The 16,882-nt window shown below is 63.0% G+C and carries 17 protein-coding genes and 1 pseudogene; 10 read left to right on the top strand and 8 right to left on the bottom strand.

Annotation, left to right across the window (positions count from 1 at the left end; translation table 11 throughout):
- Nucleotides 1-27 precede the first annotated feature (27 nt).
- Entirely contained in the window at nt 28-996 is a 969-nt protein-coding gene (locus tag IVA74_RS27490; RefSeq protein ID WP_247349552.1) for an AraC family transcriptional regulator, read from the bottom strand.
- Between IVA74_RS27490 and IVA74_RS27485 the strand changes: the two genes are divergently transcribed.
- The 6 genes and pseudogenes from IVA74_RS27485 (at nt 967) to IVA74_RS27460 (ending at nt 8,200) form a co-directional block, all read left to right on the top strand.
- Nucleotides 967-1,251 (top strand): hypothetical protein, encoded by a 285-nt coding sequence (locus tag IVA74_RS27485; RefSeq protein ID WP_247349551.1) that lies wholly within the window; start codon nt 967-969, stop codon nt 1,249-1,251. The genes IVA74_RS27490 and IVA74_RS27485 overlap by 30 nt on opposite strands.
- Before the next feature lie 168 nt (nt 1,252-1,419).
- A complete protein-coding gene (locus tag IVA74_RS27480; RefSeq protein WP_247349550.1) occupies nt 1,420-3,507 on the top strand; it encodes an adenylate/guanylate cyclase domain-containing protein in 2,088 nt (695 codons plus the stop codon).
- A gap of 799 nt (nt 3,508-4,306) precedes the next feature.
- Entirely contained in the window at nt 4,307-4,630 is a 324-nt protein-coding gene (locus IVA74_RS27475) for a transglutaminase N-terminal domain-containing protein (protein WP_247349549.1), read from the top strand.
- A gap of 144 nt (nt 4,631-4,774) precedes the next feature.
- The gene (locus IVA74_RS27470; RefSeq protein WP_247349547.1) at nt 4,775-6,238 is read left to right on the top strand and encodes a GH1 family beta-glucosidase; all 1,464 of its coding nucleotides are present in this window, start codon (nt 4,775-4,777) and stop codon (nt 6,236-6,238) included.
- Between the two features lie 147 nt (nt 6,239-6,385).
- Nucleotides 6,386-7,616, top strand: a pseudogene (locus IVA74_RS27465) (acetyl-CoA C-acetyltransferase).
- 281 nt (nt 7,617-7,897) lie between these two features.
- Entirely contained in the window at nt 7,898-8,200 is a 303-nt protein-coding gene (locus IVA74_RS27460; protein WP_247349545.1) for an HU family DNA-binding protein, read from the top strand.
- 70 nt (nt 8,201-8,270) lie between these two features.
- Here IVA74_RS27460 and IVA74_RS27455 read toward each other — a convergent pair whose 3' ends face one another.
- From IVA74_RS27455 to IVA74_RS27435, 5 genes are all read right to left on the bottom strand, one after another.
- On the bottom strand, nt 8,271-8,426 hold the full coding sequence (locus IVA74_RS27455) for a hypothetical protein (RefSeq protein ID WP_247349544.1): 156 nt from the start codon (nt 8,424-8,426) through the stop codon (nt 8,271-8,273).
- Between the two features lie 5 nt (nt 8,427-8,431).
- Nucleotides 8,432-10,825, bottom strand: coding sequence for an endopeptidase La (gene lon, locus IVA74_RS27450; protein WP_247349543.1), 2,394 nt, complete (start codon nt 10,823-10,825; stop codon nt 8,432-8,434).
- A gap of 8 nt (nt 10,826-10,833) precedes the next feature.
- A complete protein-coding gene (locus IVA74_RS27445; RefSeq protein ID WP_247349542.1) occupies nt 10,834-11,217 on the bottom strand; it encodes an Hsp20/alpha crystallin family protein in 384 nt (127 codons plus the stop codon).
- A gap of 154 nt (nt 11,218-11,371) precedes the next feature.
- Nucleotides 11,372-11,938, bottom strand: a complete 567-nt coding sequence (locus IVA74_RS27440) for a DUF892 family protein (RefSeq protein ID WP_247349541.1) — start codon at nt 11,936-11,938, stop codon at nt 11,372-11,374.
- 114 nt (nt 11,939-12,052) lie between these two features.
- Entirely contained in the window at nt 12,053-12,259 is a 207-nt protein-coding gene (locus IVA74_RS27435; protein WP_247349540.1) for a hypothetical protein, read from the bottom strand.
- An 89-nt stretch (nt 12,260-12,348) separates the two neighbouring features.
- Here IVA74_RS27435 and IVA74_RS27430 point away from each other — a divergent pair, with 89 nt between their 5' ends.
- The 3 genes from IVA74_RS27430 to IVA74_RS27420 all read left to right on the top strand — a co-directional run bounded on the left by IVA74_RS27430 (nt 12,349) and on the right by IVA74_RS27420 (nt 15,588).
- Nucleotides 12,349-12,975, top strand: a complete 627-nt coding sequence (locus IVA74_RS27430; RefSeq protein WP_247349539.1) for a MarC family protein — start codon at nt 12,349-12,351, stop codon at nt 12,973-12,975.
- Between the two features lie 165 nt (nt 12,976-13,140).
- On the top strand, nt 13,141-13,788 hold the full coding sequence (locus tag IVA74_RS27425; protein ID WP_247349538.1) for an L-fuculose-phosphate aldolase: 648 nt from the start codon (nt 13,141-13,143) through the stop codon (nt 13,786-13,788).
- Nucleotides 13,789-13,800: 12 nt separating this feature from the next.
- Complete coding sequence (locus IVA74_RS27420) at nt 13,801-15,588, top strand: chloride channel protein (RefSeq protein ID WP_247349537.1); 1,788 nt, start codon at nt 13,801-13,803, stop codon at nt 15,586-15,588.
- Nucleotides 15,589-15,638: 50 nt separating this feature from the next.
- On the opposite strand, the gene IVA74_RS27415 is transcribed toward IVA74_RS27420, so the two are convergent.
- On the bottom strand, nt 15,639-15,896 hold the full coding sequence (locus IVA74_RS27415; RefSeq protein ID WP_247349536.1) for a DUF2798 domain-containing protein: 258 nt from the start codon (nt 15,894-15,896) through the stop codon (nt 15,639-15,641).
- A gap of 288 nt (nt 15,897-16,184) precedes the next feature.
- On the opposite strand from IVA74_RS27415, the gene IVA74_RS27410 reads away from it, so the two are divergent.
- Nucleotides 16,185-16,571 (top strand): hypothetical protein, encoded by a 387-nt coding sequence (locus IVA74_RS27410; RefSeq protein WP_247349534.1) that lies wholly within the window; start codon nt 16,185-16,187, stop codon nt 16,569-16,571.
- Between the two features lie 108 nt (nt 16,572-16,679).
- On the opposite strand, the gene IVA74_RS27405 is transcribed toward IVA74_RS27410, so the two are convergent.
- The coding region (locus tag IVA74_RS27405) for a hypothetical protein (RefSeq protein ID WP_247349533.1) at nt 16,680-16,882 on the bottom strand (203 nt) is incomplete at its 5' end.

The raw sequence follows: 16,882 nt of genomic DNA, 5'->3' as shown, positions 1-16,882 counted from the left end.
CCCCAGCCCGCTAAGGCTGCGGGCTTTCTATTCGGGGGCTGCCGTTTTGATGTGGGTTCGAAGCGCACGCCTCGTCTCGGAGGGATATTCGCCGAACATTCGATGATAGTGGCCGGAGAATCGGCCGAGACTCTGGAAGCCATAGTGCAGGGCAATGTCCGAGATCGTCCTGCTATCCCTTGGCAGGCGGAGAGCCGCGTGGACCGAACAAAGCCGCCGGTGCTTGAGAAAGGCGATCGGGCCGATACCGAGTGCCTCCTGAAAGGCGCGATGCAGCGTGCGCCGCGGCAGATGCATGTAGCTGCAAATTTTGGAGATATGGACCGGCCCCGGGCCGGCCTCGTCGAGATACTCCTCGACCTGCCGTACGATCTTCAACGCAGACGGCCGCGGACCGTCACGTTCCGACGACCGGCCTTGGACGATGTTGGCACTCATCGCTTCGATAACCGCGCGCTTCCAGAAATCGGCGGATTCGGCCGTCAGTGACGCGTTGCCGAGCCTTGCCACCAGGGACTGCAGGCGAGGGACAACACTCTGAACCGTGTGGGCATTTCCCTTGTAATGGCTTCTTCGCCACGCAGCGGGATCGCTCAGCTCACCTTCGCAGGCAAACGACGAACTGATGTCTTCGGATCGTATCGAGGCAATGATGACTTTGCTGCCGCCATAATAACGGTTCTCATGCTCAGTACCGGGCGGCGTGACCAAAACGTCTCCCGGGCAGGATTCGTAAGAGAAGCGCGTCACACGATCGGTGCTGTCCGCGAGCATGCCGATGACGACGCCATCCGCGCCGGAAACACCCTTCGTTCTGAGACCAAGATTGAAGCTGGCGGTGTCAATGCGCAGACCGTCGATCAATGCGTGCGAGAGGCGGCCGGAGAGCATTCCTTTTTGAATCTGGACCACCTCGCGAGGCGCGCCAGCAACGACTTCTCTGAATTCCTCGAACCCTTTGATCTCATGCGTCTGCAGCAAGGCAAATCCTGCCATTGTCAGATCCCGCTCGATTCAAACCGCGCCGTCGGCGACTATATTGCATTATCCGGCGTCGCTATTGAGGCACGCTTTGCAACTCGGGCATGTTTCGAACGGCGCGGCGATGCGTCGCGCCGCAGTTTGATTTGGATCAACATCGCCAAAAATTTTCCGCGTTTTCCAGCAATCGCTGCTTTTCGAACATTTGGCACAAACTGGACGTCACAGGAGGGCGATTTTACCTTATCGTTGAAATACAACGAGAAATAGAAGCGGGCAGAAAATGGAAGCGGCGCGATCTCAAGGCTTACGAGGATATCGAGCCCGAGAATCGCCCGCAAGGGTGGAGCATCTGGGCGACCTTCTCGATCGCTCCGGAGGCACCCTCCGCTTCGGCGAAGCCTCTGGCCCGCAATATTGAGAGCGAAGGTAGCTCCGATGGCAGGCGAAAAACCGCCTAACGCCCGTCGCTTCCGGGTCGGCTTCCGGACCTCGATTATTGCCGTATTCGTCGGAGTCGTGCTCGCAGTCGGACTATCTCTTGTCTGGCTCAGCTTCGAACGGGTGACGAGGATCACTTACAACGCCGCGACTGGCTTCATCGAGAAGGTCGCCCAGCTCGGCGCCGATCACGTCGACGAGCAGTTCACCAACGTGCGTGACAATCTGAGGATACTCGCCGGGCTTCCGTCGATCCGTTCGGCGGACATCGTCGACAACCCGCGCCTTTATGCCGTGCTGGCCTCCATGCTGCGCAACAATCCGCAGCTATTCAATCTCTATGTCGGCTATGATGACGGATCGTTCCTCGAAATGGACGTCATCGATCGCGCCTCGCCGGCCTTCAGGGCGAGCTTGAAAGTCGCGGACGAGGCCGCCTTCCGCCTGGTGGTGATACAGCGCAGCGGTCGGATCAATTTTTCGACGATCTATTTGTCCGAGACGCTGGATGCGGTGAGCACAAGGACTGAGCCAACCGACTACGACCCCAGACAGCGCCCGTGGTATGTCGAGGCGTTCAAGGTGGACAAGACGCTTCTGACCGGCCCCTACGTGTTCTTTGCGACCGGCGAGCCCGGTTACACCCTGCGGGTACCTCTCGGGGCAGGGCGTTCCGGAGCCGTCGCCGGCGACATTCTTCTCAACACGTTCGAGGACATGCTGGCGCAACAGAAGCTGGGCAAGTCCGGTCTTGCGTTCCTGTTCGATGATTCCAATCGGGTCGTCGGACATCCGGAGATGAGGCGCCTGATGGGCGCGGGCCAGGAGCTTCCGACTTTGGCAGCGCTGGACGTGCCCGGCCTGATGCCCGCAATCGAGGCCTGGCGGCGAGGAGGTCCCTCACAGCAGATCTTCGTCGACAAGGCCGGGCGAACCTACCTGGCCGGTTTCCATCGCGTGCAGTCGACGGGAGACGCCGACGTCAGGCTGGCGGAGGTCGCGCCTCTCGACGAGTTCTACGGCGAGATTCTCTCCGAGCGACGCTCTCTGTTTGCGCTGGCGCTCGCTTTCGTCGGTGCGACTTTGCCGTTTGCGTTCTGGCTCGGCTCTCTGATCGCGCGCCCCTTGCGCAAGCTCGCCGACCAGACCGACGAGATCCAGCGATTCAAGATCGCCGATCGCCCGCGCGTTCGCTCCAGCATCGTTGAGATCGACGAGCTCGGCCGCTCGGTTTTCACCATGCGCAGCGTCGTCCGGAGCTTTTCGAGCTACGTCCCGAAGCAGATCGTGCGACAATTGGTCGAGACCGAGGCCTCGCTCGAATTAGGCGGATCGCGGCGCGAAATTACGGTTCTGTTCACTGACGTCGCCGACTTCACAGCCAAAACCGAGATGGCCGACCCGTCTCAAGTGATGATTTACACGTCGCGCTATTTCGCCGCCCTTTCGGAGGAGATCATGCGTCACCGCGGCACCATCGACAAGTTCATCGGTGACGGCCTGATGGGATTCTGGAACGCGCCGGCAGAGGATCCGGATCATACGGCAGGCGCCTGCCGCGCCGTGTTGGCCTGCATCCAGGCCAATCAGGAGCTGAACAGGGCGTTCGCAGCAGAGGGGTGGCCACCCTACCATACCCGCTTTGGCCTTCACGTCGGTGACGCCGTGGTAGGAAATATCGGCTCCAACGATCGAATGAACTATACCGCGCTCGGCGCGACCGTGAATCTTGGCTCGCGGCTGGAAGGTCTCAACAAGAACTATGGCACGCAAATCCTGGTGAGCTCCGCCGTCCGCGCGCGTGTCGCCGATCGCTTCCTGTTCCGCAGCGTCGACCGTATTAGCCCGAAAGGCTTCGCGGACGCCGTCGACATCAGCGAACTTCGCGCGGAACTTCCGGACGCTCTTCCGGAGGAGGTCGCGATGTGCCGGCGCTGGGAAGACGTTTTTCGATCAATAGAGCAGAAAGCTATCGAAAGCGCCTCGTTTCAACTCTCCGCTTTCTTGATCGACTTTCCGGAAGACACGATCGCCCTCTACCATGCTCGGCGACTGCAAGAGCAGGTCACTCAGCAGCCTGTCTGACGCGTTCCCGATACTCAGGGGCAGTCCCGCGATTTTGTCCGACGCACTCCGTCATCGGCAGATCACTGCGAATATGAAAGCTGATCTTCCGTAACGACTCGCTCAATCTTCTCCGACTTGCACTTGATGCGGTATCGGAGACGTCCATCGGCCTCGATGGGCATATGCTGGACGATGGTGTAAATCATCGGCTCATCAGTTGCGGCACGTCCTTGTGGACCTTGGGGCTGATGGCGAACGTCTTCATTTAGCTTGTAGGCATACGACATATATCTACCTCGAAATTCACAGTTGCTCTCACGTGGGGGCAGTCGTTGTGTCTTGTCAGGACAGGCGCTTAGTCAAGCGGAAGGGGTTACCACAGTCTCCAGCGTTTATCCGCGCCGTGAGCCGGTCGTTCTCCTCTTTGACTCGTGCAGGCAGTTGATCAGGCTCTCTAGGTTGGTTTGCTCCGACGCTGCGGCCTCAAGCTGCGAACTGGCTCACCCACTAGCTGGTCCACAGCAGCCCTCCCCAAAAAGGCGGGAGTGCAAGCACTCTCAGTCGCCGCCAATTGCCTGGAGCGGAGCGGCGATGGCTCCATCATACATCACATTTGGCAACTTTGGTCGTAAATTCTGAGGGGGTTATGGCATTCTGCAAGCATACGGCGCCCGCGTCTCGCAGGGAACTGACCCCTTCCTTTCCGGATTGGGCTGGGAACTCTGAGCTAACCCGCAGGCCAGGTCCAGGCATCTGGGTTCGTACATGGACGGCGCGGGAGCGGTTTGATGGTTCTGGGCGTAAGGCACACAAGACCGTGTACCGGTTTGGAGGCCAAGTCAGCCTGAACCACCATCGTTTTTTGCTGCGCCCTCGCGAAAGTCGCGATCTCAGGCTTCTGGTCATTCACCTCACGCCGCTTGGCGAATTAACATGGGCACAGGATGTTTTCGGCAATTCTGTCGCCACGGCCAACTTCACGGGCAGTACAGAAAGCCTGGTCGTCGAAAGTTTGTCCGAGGTCGAATTGACCTCGACCGCCTGGCCCGTTTTCCCTGTTTCGGCGTCAGCCATCTCCTACCCGTTCCGGTACACGGACGAGGAGTGGATGGACTTGGGGGCGCTCGTCAGGCCTCAGTAGGTCGGCCGACGATCGCGGTGGTCTTTCAGACCGCGTTGTCGCATCCGGCAATTCTGCATCCTCAGCCCTCGGCTCGCCCGCTTCTCGAACGACCCGCGATTCGCCATGGTGCCGCGGCAAGAGCATCACCCCGGAGCAACATCAATGTCGGACAAGGTCTCGCGTCGCCAGTTCGCGAAAATCGCGGGATTGTCCGCGGCCGGGCTGGCAAATCCTCTGGAGGCCGCCGAGATCAAGCGGGCACCGGCGCCGCGAGGCATGGACGGCTTTCCCGCGGGCTTCCTCTGGGGCACGGCGACCTCGTCCTATCAGGTCGAGGGTGCGGTCAACGAGGACGGGCGGGGTCCCTCGATCTGGGACAAGTTCGTCCGTATCCCCGGCAAGATCGAGGACGGCTCTACCGGCGACCGCGCCAACGAGCATTATCACCGGTACAAGGAGGACATCGCGCTCATCAAGGAGCTTGGCTGCAAGGCCTATCGCTTCTCGGTGGCCTGGCCGCGGGTGTTTCCGGACGGCGACGGCCAGCCGAATCCGAAGGGGCTCGACTTCTACAATCGCCTGGTCGATGAGCTCCTCAAAAACGGCATCGAGCCGTGGCTGACGCTCTATCATTGGGACCTGCCGCAATCGCTTCAGGATCGTTTCGGCGGCTGGCGCTCGACGGAGACCTGCAAGATCTTCGGTGACTACGCAGCCTATGTCGCCGAGCATCTCACCGATCGCGTCAAGAACGTGTTCACGCTGAACGAGAGCGGCCGCTTCGTCTATTTCGGATACGGCATCGGCATCGATGCGCCGGGCCTGACGCTGCCGCAAGCCGAGGTCAACCAGATCAGGCACAACAGTGCGCTCGCGCATGGGCTCGCGGTGCAGGCGGTACGCGCCTATGGCCGCCGCGGCACCCGGGTCGGGCCGGCCGAGAACATCGATGCCTGCGCGCCTGCGATCGACACGCCCGAGAACGTCCGCGCCGCCGAGATCGCGCTGCGCGAGATGAACGCCGGCTATCTCAACGTCATCATGACGGGCCAGTACACCGACGCCTTCCTGAAGTTCGCCGGGCGCGACGCGCCGAAATACACCGATGCCGAGCTGAAGATCATCTCTTCGCCGGTCGATTTCCTCGGCCTCAACATCTACGCGCCGCAGAACTATGTGGTGGCCTCCGACCAGGGCGCGGGCTTCATGCCACTGCCGATCCCGAAATCGTTCCCGCACATGAATTCGGACTGGCTGCGCGTCGGCCCGGAGACGCTCTACTGGGTGCCGAAGCTCGCTGCAAAAATCTGGAAGACCGATGCGATCTATATCAGCGAGAACGGCACCTCCGGCGAAGACGTCGTGACGCCCGACGGCAAGATCTACGACACCGACCGCATCATGTTTTTGCGCAACTATCTCGCCCAGCTTCAGCGCGCCACCGCAGAAGGCGTACCGGTGCGCGGCTACTTCCTCTGGAGCCTGATGGACAACTTTGAATGGGTGTTCGGGCTCAACAAGCGCTTTGGGCTCTACCACGTCAATTTCGACACGCAGGTCCGTACGCCGAAACTCAGCGCCAGTTTCTATCGCAACGTTATCGCGAAGAACGCGGCGGGGGCGTGATTGCTCTCCCTCGCCCCGTCTTGCGGGGGCGCGACGAACTTGGCTGGCGCTGACGGGGGTGGGGCGAGGGGTTCCGGTAGCGCGCATTGACTCCATTCGCCCCCTGATTCAAAACGCCTCTAACCATTCAAAAAGAGGACAACGCCAATGACCGACGCACTCATCATCGATGCCTGCCGGACCCCGCGCGGCGTCGGCAAGGCCGGCAAGGGGGCGCTCTCGGGCATCCATCCGCAGCAGCTGGGTGCAACTGTGCTGCGCGCGCTCGCCGAGCGCACCGGGATCGACACAGCCGACGTCGACGACATCATCTGGGGCTGCAGCGCGCAGGTCGCGACGCAAGGCGGCGATCTCGGCCGCATGTCGGGGCGGGATGCCGGCTACGACGTGCGCGCGAGCGCCGTGACGCTCGACCGCTTCTGCGGCTCCGGCATCACCAGCGTCAACATGGCCGCAAGCTCGATCATGGCGGGTGCGGAAGACCTCGTCATTGCCGGCGGTTGCGAGATGATGTCGATGGAAGGACGTCGCGGCGGCGGTCCGATGATGATGGATAGCGGTAATCTGCGCCTGCGTGCGCGGCATCCGCAGTCGCATCAGGGCGTCTGCGCCGACGCGATCGCGACCATGGAAGGCATCACGCGGAGGGACGTCAACGCACTCGGGCTCGAAAGCCAGAAGCGCGCAGCACATGCGATGGCGAACGGCCACTTCAGGAAGAGCCTCGTTCCGGTGCATCGTGAGGACGGCAGCCTCGCGCTCGATCATGAAGAATATCCGCGGCCGCAGACCACGATGGAAGGGTTGAGCGCGCTCAAGCCGGCATTCCCCGCCATTGCTGACTATGCGATCGACGACAAGGGCACGACGTATCGCGGTCTCATCCTGCAGAAGTACCCCGACCTCGACATCGACTTCATGCACCATGCCGGCAACTCGTCCGGTGTCGTCGATGGCGCGGCCGCAATCCTTCTCGCGTCGCCTGCTTACGCGAAGGCGCATGGGCTCAAGCCGCGCGCCCGTGTGGTTGCGATGGCCAACATGGGGGACTCGCCGACCCTGATGCTGAACGCGCCGGTGCCGGCGACGCGCAAGGTGCTGGAAGGCGGGACTGACCATGGACGACATCGACCTGTTCGAGATCAACGAGGCCTTTGCCGTGGTTGCGGAAAAATACATCCGCGACCTCAAGCTCGACCGTGCCAAAGTGAACGTCAATGGCGGCTCGATCGCACTCGGCCATCCCATCGGCGCCACGGGCTCGATCCTGATCGGCACCGTGCTGGACGAGCTCGAACGGCGCGGCCTCAAGCGCGGTCTCGTCACCATGTGCGCGGCCGGCGGCATGGCCCCGGCCGTCATCATCGAGCGCGTCTAGCCTTATTTTCTAGGGTGAATCGCGACCGGCCTTCCACAAAGAGGCCGGTCGTCGCTTGTCGAAAGCATCGAATCAGCTTTAGCAAGGCTGCGTGCGGGCCTTTGAAACAAGGTAGAATCCGCTGCCCGAGGCTCCTTCCGCACTGGAAGTGGCTAAAATGCAGGGTTTTTTGCCACAGAGGGCCAAAAAAGCCCGTAAAACCGCGACAAAACTGTGCAGAAGGCTATAGGCCTTCGCCGGTTGGTCTAATATGCAGCCGCCAACGAATCAGAGGAGACACGATGCCAACCCAAATGTCCAAATCGCAGCTGATCGAAAAGATTGCGACCACCACCGAGCTTTCCAAGCGCGACGTCAAGAGCGTCATGGAGACGCTGACGGAAGTCGGCCACAAGGAGCTCAAGAAGAACGGCCTGTTCCTGGTGCCGGGCTTCGCCAAATTCGTGGTCATCAAGAAGCCCGCCACCAAGGCGCGCAAGGGCACCAACCCGTTCACGGGTGAAGAGATGATGTTCAAGGCCAAGCCGGCCCGGAAGATCGTCCGTGCCCGCCCGGTCAAGGCGGCCAAGGACGCCGTGGGCTAATAGCGCAAAGGCCCCCTCGAGCGAGGGGGCCTTTTGTTTGGGGCTGCCGCGAGGACTTGAGACGGAGGGCTCAACCCTTGCGGCGCTTCACCCGGACCGGGACCGGCTGAAGCCGCGGTCCTGGCGCCGCCAGCGCATCGCGAACCCCGTCGATGGCGCGATCGAGCAACTGGCGTAGCCGCTGCGTCTTCCGCGATCGCTTTGCTCTTCCCAGCAGTTTCTTCATCGCATTCACTCCGCCGCTTCGATCTTGGCGTCGGCCGGCTCGAGCGCCGCGGCGATGGCCTCGTCGACGCGCTCCAGCCAGATGAATTCGAGGTTGTCCCGCGCGCTCTGCGGGATTTCGTCGTAGTCCCGCTTATTGCGCGCCGGCAGCATCACCCGCTTCAGGCCCGCAGCCGCGGCCGCCACCACCTTCTCCTTGATGCCGCCGACCGGCAGCACCAGGCCGCGCAGCGAGATCTCGCCGGTCATGGCGGTGTCGCTGCGCACCGTGCGGTTGGTGAGCAGGGACGTCAGCGCCGTGAACATCGCAACGCCCGCGCTCGGCCCGTCCTTCGGGGTCGCGCCTGCGGGCACGTGAACGTGGATGTCGCTCTTCTCGAACAGCTGCGGATCGATGCCGAGCTGCGAGGCTTTGCTCTTCACCAGCGTCATCGCAGCCTGCACGCTCTCGCGCATGACCTCGCCGAGCTGACCGGTCAGGATCATCCCGCCACGGCCCGATACGCGCGAAGCCTCGATGAACAGGATGTCGCCGCCGACTGGCGTCCAGGCAAGACCGGTGGCCACACCTGGAATGCTGGTGCGCTGCGCGATCTCGCCCTCGAAGCGCGGCTGGCCGAGCACGGTGCCGATGTCCTTCGGCGTCACGACGACCCTTACAGCCGTGCCCTCGGCGACCTGCACCGCGGCGTGCCGAAACAGTTTGCCGATCTCGCGCTCGAGATTACGCACGCCGGCTTCGCGGGTGTAGCCCTTGACCACCAGCTTCAGCGCCTCCGGCTCGATCTCGGCCTGCTCGGCGGTCAGGCCATTCGCCTCGAGCTGCCGCCGCACCAGATAGCGCCGCGCGATTTCCAGCTTCTCTTCCTGGGTGTAGCCGGCGAGGCTGATCAGCTCCATGCGGTCCAGCAGCGGACTCGGGATCTGGTCCAGCATGTTGGCGGTCGCGATGAAGACCACGCGCGACAGGTCGAAGGGCACGCCCAGGTAATTGTCCCGGAACGTCCCGTTCTGCTCGGGGTCGAGCACCTCCAGCATCGCAGCCGAAGGATCGCCCTGCACGCCGCGGCCCATCTTGTCGATCTCGTCCAGCATCATGACGCAGTTCCGCGTGCCGGCCTTCTTGATGCCCTGGATGATGTTGCCGGGCAGCGCGCCGATATAGGTGCGCCGGTGGCCGCGGATCTCGGCCTCGTCATGCACGCCGCCGAGGCTGACGCGCACGAAGGGGCGATCCATCGCGCGTGCGATGGATTGGCCGAGCGAGGTCTTGCCGACGCCGGGCGGCCCGACGAAGCACAGGATCGGCGCCTTGCCTTGCGGCGCGAGCTTGCGCACCGCCAGGTATTCGATGATCCGGGTCTTGATCTTCTCCAGGCCAAAGTGATCAGCGTCGAGGATGCGGCGCGCTTCCTTGATGTCGATCGGCTTCTCCGCGGGCAGCGCCCAGGGCAGCTCGATCAGCCAGTCCAAATAGGTACGGACCATGCCGGCTTCGCCGGCGGCCTCCGGCATGCGCTCGTAGCGCCGCAGCTCCTTCTTCGCATGAGCATCCGCCTCGGGCGGCATGTTGGCCTTGGCGATGGCAGCGGTCAGCTCGGCGACCTCGGCCGCCTTGCCGTCGCCTTCGCCGAGCTGGCGCTGGATGGTCGCCATCTGCTCGCGCAGGATCGCCTCGCGCTGCCGTTCGTCGAAGCTGGCGCGGGTCTGCTGGCCGATTTCATTGCTGATGCGTAGCACCTCCAGCCGTTCGGCCAGATGCTTCGACACCTTCTCGACACGCAAAGCGAGGTCGATGGTCTCCAAAACCTCCTGCTTGTCCTGCGCCTTGATGTCCATGAACGAGGTCGCCAGGTCGGCCAGCGCGCCGGGCGCGGTGGTGCTCTGGAACATCGCGACCAGCTCCGGCGGCGCCTGCGGCAGCAGTTCGATGGCCTCGATGGCCAGGCGCTGCAGGTTCAGCGCGCGCGCCTCGATCTCGGGCGAGTTCGCAGTCGGCTCCGGAATCTGCTGGATCCGCGCGGCCGGGAACGGCGTCCCCGGCAGGAAGTCGAGGATGCGCGCGCGCTGCACGCCCTGGCAGACGATGTGATGGGTGCCGTCGGGCGCGGTGATGTAGCGCACGATGTTGGCGATGGTCGCGACCCGGTAGAGGTCGTCCGGCCCGGGCTCGTCGGTCTCGGGGCTGCGCTGCAGGACGATGCCGATCGGCCGCTGCTCGCGCAGCGCCTGCTGTGCGGCGGCGATCGACTTCGGCCGTGCGATCGCGATCGGCCCGATGGCGCCAGGAAACAGCACCATGTCGCGCACGGCGATGATGATCAGCGCGTCTTCGGGAATCTTCACGTCGGAAGTGTCTTGCGGATTGGTCTGTGCGGTATTCATTTGCTCGGTGGCCATGATCGACCTCAAGATTTGGCGAGGCGCAATGCGACGCAGCCGTCCATCACGAAGCGGCTGATGGCGTAGCGGCCAATGGGAAGCACGATGCGCCGCTCGAAGCGGCCCTGCGGCAGCTCGAGCCGGTGGATGCGGGCGTTGCGAAGCTCCGGCGGAAGGGTGCGCTGGCCGGAGATGACGAGCACGCCGTCATGGATGACAGTCTCGACATTGTCGGGATTGACGCCGGGAAGCGCGACCAGGATCAGCAGCTCATGCTCGGTTTCGAGCACGTCGATCGGCGGCTCCCAGCAGGCCTCCTGGCGGCCGAACTGCTGACGCAGCCGTTCGGCGCGGGTCAGCTGGTCCAGGGCTTCGGACAGCATCCAGTCGAGGGGATTTTTGGGTTGCATGATGCAGGCTCGGCGGTGGGGAATGCTGCATATGGGGCTGGTTCCCGGGAATTCCAGCCCGGCGGCGCGGACGTGCCATGCGGATCGTGCGATCCGAACAGACAAGCGCCGCGGCCTTCCGGGCCGCGGCGTTGCGTTGTCAGGCGTGAGCGGCTCAGGCCGCTTTGCGGTATTCCTCTTCCGCTTCGAGGTTGATCACGGAAGTGGCGAGCTCGGTCAGGGCGTGGTCGGTCGCCTCTTCCTCGTCCAGCGTCGCCTGCAGCAATCTTGCTGCGTCCTGCATGCCGAGCTCCTCGGCCCAGGTGCGCAAGGTGCCGTAGCGGGAGATTTCATAGTGCTCGACCGCCTGCGCCGCTGCGAGCAGGCCGGCGTCGAGCGCAGGAGCGTTCTTGAACTCCTTCATGATCTCGGCGCCTTCGTCGGTAATGCCGTTGATCGCTTCGCAAGGCTTGCCGCGGGGCGGCTTGCCCAGCATCTTGAAGATCTGGTCCAGACGTTTGACCTGGCCCTGCGTCTCGCGCAGATGCTTGTTGAAAGCCGCCGCGAGCTGCTTCGAATTGGCAGCCTTGGCCATCTTGGGCAAGGTCTTGATGATCTTGTTCTCGGCGAAATAGATGTCCTTCAGCGTCTCCAGGAACAAGTCGCTCAACATCTTCGGCGCCTGACGCGGGCGCCGCGCCGCGGTCTTCTTGGTTGTACGTTTCTTTGCTCGTTTGGCCATAGATCCTCCTCTTGAGGTGACACGGGAAAGGCATCGCCTTCCTCAATCCTCAGGCGATCAAAACCTTTGCGAGAACGAAAGTTCCAAACTGCAACCTGCGCTCACGGCGATCGTTCAGGTCGGGCGCTTATGAGGATCTTCCTGCTGCTGCCGCGCCTCAGTGTTGCGGTCGAGCTGTGCGCGCTCGCTGCGCCGCAGGCGTCCCGATTTCGACACGCCATAGACGAGAACTGCACCGAGCAGGAAGGCTCCGATGAACCAGAGCCAGAGCAAATTGGCCGAGAGGTGGCCCAGCAACATTCCAATTCCACTGTCACTCATTGTGCATCTCCGGTGATTTTCAAAGCGGTTCTGCCGGGCTAAGTCAGTCCGCCAGCCATCGTTCCTGCGTCCAGGGAGCCCACCGAGACATGATCGACTTCACCCTGTCGGCCTTCGTGACGCTGTTGCTCGTGGTCGATCCCGTGGGCCTTGCGCCGGCTTTCCTCGCCGCGACCGGCGGCATGCCCGACAAGACCAAACGCACCATCGCGCTGCGCGCGCCGCTGATTGCGGCGTCGATCCTGGTGGTGATCGCGCTGATCGGAAACTGGCTCCTGCGCCAGCTCGGGATCGGCATCCCCGCCTTCCAGATCGCCGGCGGGCTGCTGCTGTTCGGCGTGTCCTACCAGATGATCTTCGGCGACCGTCCGCATCGCGAGGCCCGCGAGGCCGACAAGGCGACGTCAGAGCATGCCTTCGACGTCGCGGTATTCCCACTGGCGATCCCGATGATGGCCGGTCCCGGCGCGATCGCGACCACGCTGCTGCTTTCGGGCGATGCCGGCTACGGGGCGAGGCTCGCGATCATCATCGCGGTCGTGCTCTGCGTCTGCCTCATCTGCATGCTCTGCTTTGCCTCCGCGAACATGATCGCGCGCACCCTTGGGCGCACCGGCAACGCCGTGCTTTCGCGGGTGCTCGGCATGCTGCTCGCGGCCTATTCGGTGCAGTTCGTGATCAACGGGATCGCCGCCGTCCGGCCGAGCTTGCCGTAGGGCTGTGACAATCTGTTAATGCGTTGATTTTCATGAGTATTTCACGATGCGGCGAGAGCGCCGGTGCGATCGCGGGCGATCCGGTCTGCTTTCTCTTGCGCTGCCACATTGCTTTGACGTACTCCCCGTCTAACAAGCGCCCATCGTCAGGAATTCGATATCTCGATGACAGCGGACGAGCTCGACAAGAGACAGGCCATCATCGGCGCCTGCCGCCGCATGAATGCGCTCGGCATCAACCAGGGCACCTCGGGCAATATCAGCGTCCGCCATGTGGACGGGCTTCTGATCACACCGACCAGCGTGCCCTATGACGCCATGACGCCGGACCAGATCGTCTTCATGGCGATGGACGGCTCACATGCGCCCAGTCAGAAGCCGTCCAGCGAGTGGCGCTTCCACCTCGACATCCTGAAGGCCCGGCAGGACGTCAACGCCGTCGTCCACGCTCATCCGACCTATTGCACCATCCTCGCGATCATGGGCATGGAGATCCCGCCCGTGCACTACATGATCGCAGCCGCCGGCGGAGACAGCATCCGCTGCGCGCCCTATGCCACCTTCGGAACGGTCGAGCTCTCGGAACATGCGGTGCGGGCGCTGGAGGATCGGCTCGCCTGCCTGCTCGACCATCACGGCATGATCGCGGTCGGCAAGTCGCTGGACAAGGCGATGTGGCTCGCGGTCGAGGTGGAGACACTGGCGCGCCAATATCACGGCTGCCTCCAGATCGGAGCGCCGCCGCTGCTTTCGAGCGCCGAGATCGAGCGGGTCCGCCAGCGCATGTCCGGTTACGGCATGTCGGAAGAGTAGGGCGGACAGAGAGTGTTCCTTCGGATCAGACATCTCACCGATCGCAAGGGGACGAACCGCGTCATGGTTCGGCTGCGGGCGCTGCTGCGCAGCAACGAATTCTATCTGATCCCGCTCGCCCTCGTGATCGGCACGCTTGCCGGCGCCGTCGTGACGCTGATGGCCGAGATTGCGCAGATTGCTCATATGGTGATCTACGGCATTCCCATCGACGTCCGCCTTTCCGCCAACGCGCGCGTCAGCCCCTGGGCCGCGCTGATCGCGCCTGCGCTGGGCGGGCTGGCGCTCGGTATCATGGAGTGGTGGCGGCGGCGGTGGAAGATCTCCAACGCGGTCGACCCGATCGAGGCGAACGCGCTGCGCGGCGGCAATCTGTCGATGCGCGACAGCCTGGTGGTGTCGAGCCAGACGCTGATCTCGAACGGCTGCGGCGCATCCGTCGGTCTCGAGGCCGGCTATACCCAGATCGGCTCGGGTATCGCCTCGCTGTTCGGCAAGTTCTTCAATCTGCGCCGCAACGATCTGCGCCTGATCGTCGGCTGCGGCGCTGCCGCTGCGATCGCGGCGGCGTTCGGTGCACCGATCACCGGGGCCTTCTACGCCTGCGAGCTGATTGTCGGCGTCTATTCGGTCGGCAGCGCCGCCCCGATCCTGGCGGCCTCGCTCGCCGGCGCCTTGACCGCGCAATGGCTCGGCGGCGCACCGTACTCGCTCGAAATACCGAAGGTCAGCGCTGTCGGCGTCGAGCAATATATCGCGTTGATCGGGCTTGCACTCGTCACCAGCGGCGTCGGCATCGCCGTGATGCGCTCGTCCTCGATGTTCGAGCGCCTGGTCAAATGGATGCCGATCTGGCTGCGCCCGGTGATCGGCGGCCTCATCGTCGGCGGCTTTGCGATCGTCACACCGCAGGTGCTGGCGGCCGGCCACGGCGCCATGGTGCTCGATCTCTTTCACGACATGACGATCGGCCTGATCGCGCTGATCATCGCCTTGAAGGTGACGGCCTGCCTGATCTCGCTCGCCTCGGGCTTCCGCGGTGGGCTGTTCTTTGCCTCGCTATTTGTCGGCAGCCTGATCGGAAAGTTCTTTTCCGCGGTGCTGTTGCTGATCAGCCCGAACTTCGTGATCGACCCCCTGGTCGCGATGCTGACCGGCATGGCGACGCTCGGCGTCGCCATCGTCGGCGGTCCCTTGACCATGTCGTTCCTCGTGCTCGAGATGACCCGCAACGTCGACGTCACCGCCGTGGTGCTCGCCGGCTGCATCGTCACCTCGATCTGCGTCCGCTTCATGTTCGGACACTCCTTCTCGACCTGGCGCCTGCATCTGCGTGGCGAGACCATCCGCAGCGCCAACGATGTCGGCTGGCTGCGCAACCTCACCGTCGAGCGGCTGATGCGCTCCGACGTCGGCAAGGTGCCGTCGACTACGACCATCGCGGCGGTCCGCGGCGAATTCCCGCTGGGATCGCGTCCCGGTATCGTCATCGTCAACAATGCGGACGAATATGTCGGGCTGGTCCTGCTGCCCGATTTGTTCTCCGGCGACCTCGACACCATCGCCGACGAGATCCAGGTGATCGAGCTCGCCCGCCTGACCGAGATCGTGCTGATCCCGGAAATGAACGTGAAATCGGCGATGGCGGTGTTCGACGAAGCGGAAGCCGAGATGCTCGCGGTGGTCGATTCCACCGACAGCCGCAAGGTGGTCGGCTTCCTCACCGAGACGTTCGTCCGACGCCGCTATGTCGAGGAGATCGACAAGGCGACGCGCGGCGTGCTCGGCGCGCTATCGTAAGGACACGCGAAAGCGGGACGGCGTGCGTCATGCGCCGCCGTCCGCGCCTTCTATCGGCCCGGTTGGGAGGGAGCCGCGACGACGCTAGCCACGATCCGGCGGACCAGTGGCAGCACCATCAGCAGCGTCGGAAAGGCGACGAGCCATGACAGCCCCCAGGCGCCCGGCCACGTCGCGAGGAACGCCGGCGTTGCGCCGAGGCTCCGAAGCGTGGAAATGACCGACACCACGGCTGTCATGAGGATGGACAGCACGAATGGCATCACGATCGGCGCATAGCGCGCCGGCAGTTTGCGAACCGCAATCATCTGATTTCTCTTTGGAATAGGACGGGTCAGTCACGGTGAACCTGAAAATGGCATCGATCCCGACGGCGTCGGTTGATGCGTTGGTTCACGTAAAACGCTTACGGCGACCGAAAAAAACGGCGCGGCTGTTCATTATCCGCTCATGTTGGATGGTTCAAGATTGATTTGGTCGTCGGTTTACAATCGTTCAAAGCGTGACAGATTGCCGCGATCAGGAAACCATTTCAGTGGTTTGCGCATCATGTCTCGTTTGATTATGTCGCTTTGAGCGAGCAGAGGAAGGTCAAGATGAATAAGGGACCGATGATTTCTGCAACCAGCCGCAACCTTGTGTTGGCAGCTTTCGCAAGTCTTGTTCTGATTACGGCCTCTATCACGCCTTCGGCTGCCACCTCGCCCGCGCCCAAGGCCGCTGCAGCGGGCCCGGCCGCTCCGGCTGCCACCGATTTCAGCGCTGCTCGCCGCCACCGCTATTATCGACGAGGTCCGAACGCTGCAGGCCTCGCCTTCATGGGCGTGGCGGCAGGACTGATCGGCGGCGCTATCGCGGAGAGCAGGCGCCAGGAGTACTACGAGGACCGCTATAATTACGGCCCCGGTCCTTATTACGGCGGCCAGGGATATTACGGCGGCGGTCCCTACTATGGTCCACGTGGCTATTATCAACCGTATTAGGCGCCTGTCTTCGCCGCAGTCTCTATCGCGCCAAGGGGCGGTGTTTTGCATCGCCCCTTGTTGCTTCTGCGCGAGGCGTCTCATTGCGCGACCTGTGTCGCGGGTGCGTCAATCCTCTCCGGGAAAAAGGTTCCGTTTACCGAAATTCGGTTTTGACGTATGTGTCGCCCATCCCGGCTCACCCTTGAGGGGCGACCATGTGTCGTGATGGTCGTAGAGCCGGGCTTGCGGTGGACGCGGCAGCGTCGGGCGCGAAAGTGCGGGCAGGGCGGATTGATCTCTGTGAGCCCAGAACTTCGTGCCGACGAGCG

Source organism: Bradyrhizobium sp. 132 (genome assembly GCF_023074185.1).
GTDB lineage: Bacteria > Pseudomonadota > Alphaproteobacteria > Rhizobiales > Xanthobacteraceae > Bradyrhizobium.
The sequence above is the reverse complement of the archived record's forward strand: the minus strand, read 5'-3'. Positions and strand labels throughout refer to the sequence as shown.

Coding starts and splice junctions, on each gene's coding strand:
- IVA74_RS27455 (WP_247349544.1), bottom strand. CDS start 8,426: ATGAAGAAACTGCTGGGAAGAGCAAAGCGATCGCGGAAGACGCAGCGG.
- IVA74_RS27480 (WP_247349550.1), top strand. CDS start 1,420: ATGGCAGGCGAAAAACCGCCTAACGCCCGTCGCTTCCGGGTCGGCTTC.
- IVA74_RS27440 (WP_247349541.1), bottom strand. CDS start 11,938: ATGGCCAAACGAGCAAAGAAACGTACAACCAAGAAGACCGCGGCGCGG.
- lon (WP_247349543.1), bottom strand. CDS start 10,825: ATGGCCACCGAGCAAATGAATACCGCACAGACCAATCCGCAAGACACT.
- IVA74_RS27430 (WP_247349539.1), top strand. CDS start 12,349: ATGATCGACTTCACCCTGTCGGCCTTCGTGACGCTGTTGCTCGTGGTC.
- IVA74_RS27490 (WP_247349552.1), bottom strand. CDS start 996: ATGGCAGGATTTGCCTTGCTGCAGACGCATGAGATCAAAGGGTTCGAG.
- IVA74_RS27410 (WP_247349534.1), top strand. CDS start 16,185: ATGAATAAGGGACCGATGATTTCTGCAACCAGCCGCAACCTTGTGTTG.
- IVA74_RS27485 (WP_247349551.1), top strand. CDS start 967: ATGCGTCTGCAGCAAGGCAAATCCTGCCATTGTCAGATCCCGCTCGAT.
- IVA74_RS27470 (WP_247349547.1), top strand. CDS start 4,775: ATGTCGGACAAGGTCTCGCGTCGCCAGTTCGCGAAAATCGCGGGATTG.
- IVA74_RS27460 (WP_247349545.1), top strand. CDS start 7,898: ATGCCAACCCAAATGTCCAAATCGCAGCTGATCGAAAAGATTGCGACC.
- IVA74_RS27415 (WP_247349536.1), bottom strand. CDS start 15,896: ATGATTGCGGTTCGCAAACTGCCGGCGCGCTATGCGCCGATCGTGATG.
- IVA74_RS27445 (WP_247349542.1), bottom strand. CDS start 11,217: ATGCAACCCAAAAATCCCCTCGACTGGATGCTGTCCGAAGCCCTGGAC.
- IVA74_RS27425 (WP_247349538.1), top strand. CDS start 13,141: ATGACAGCGGACGAGCTCGACAAGAGACAGGCCATCATCGGCGCCTGC.
- IVA74_RS27435 (WP_247349540.1), bottom strand. CDS start 12,259: ATGAGTGACAGTGGAATTGGAATGTTGCTGGGCCACCTCTCGGCCAAT.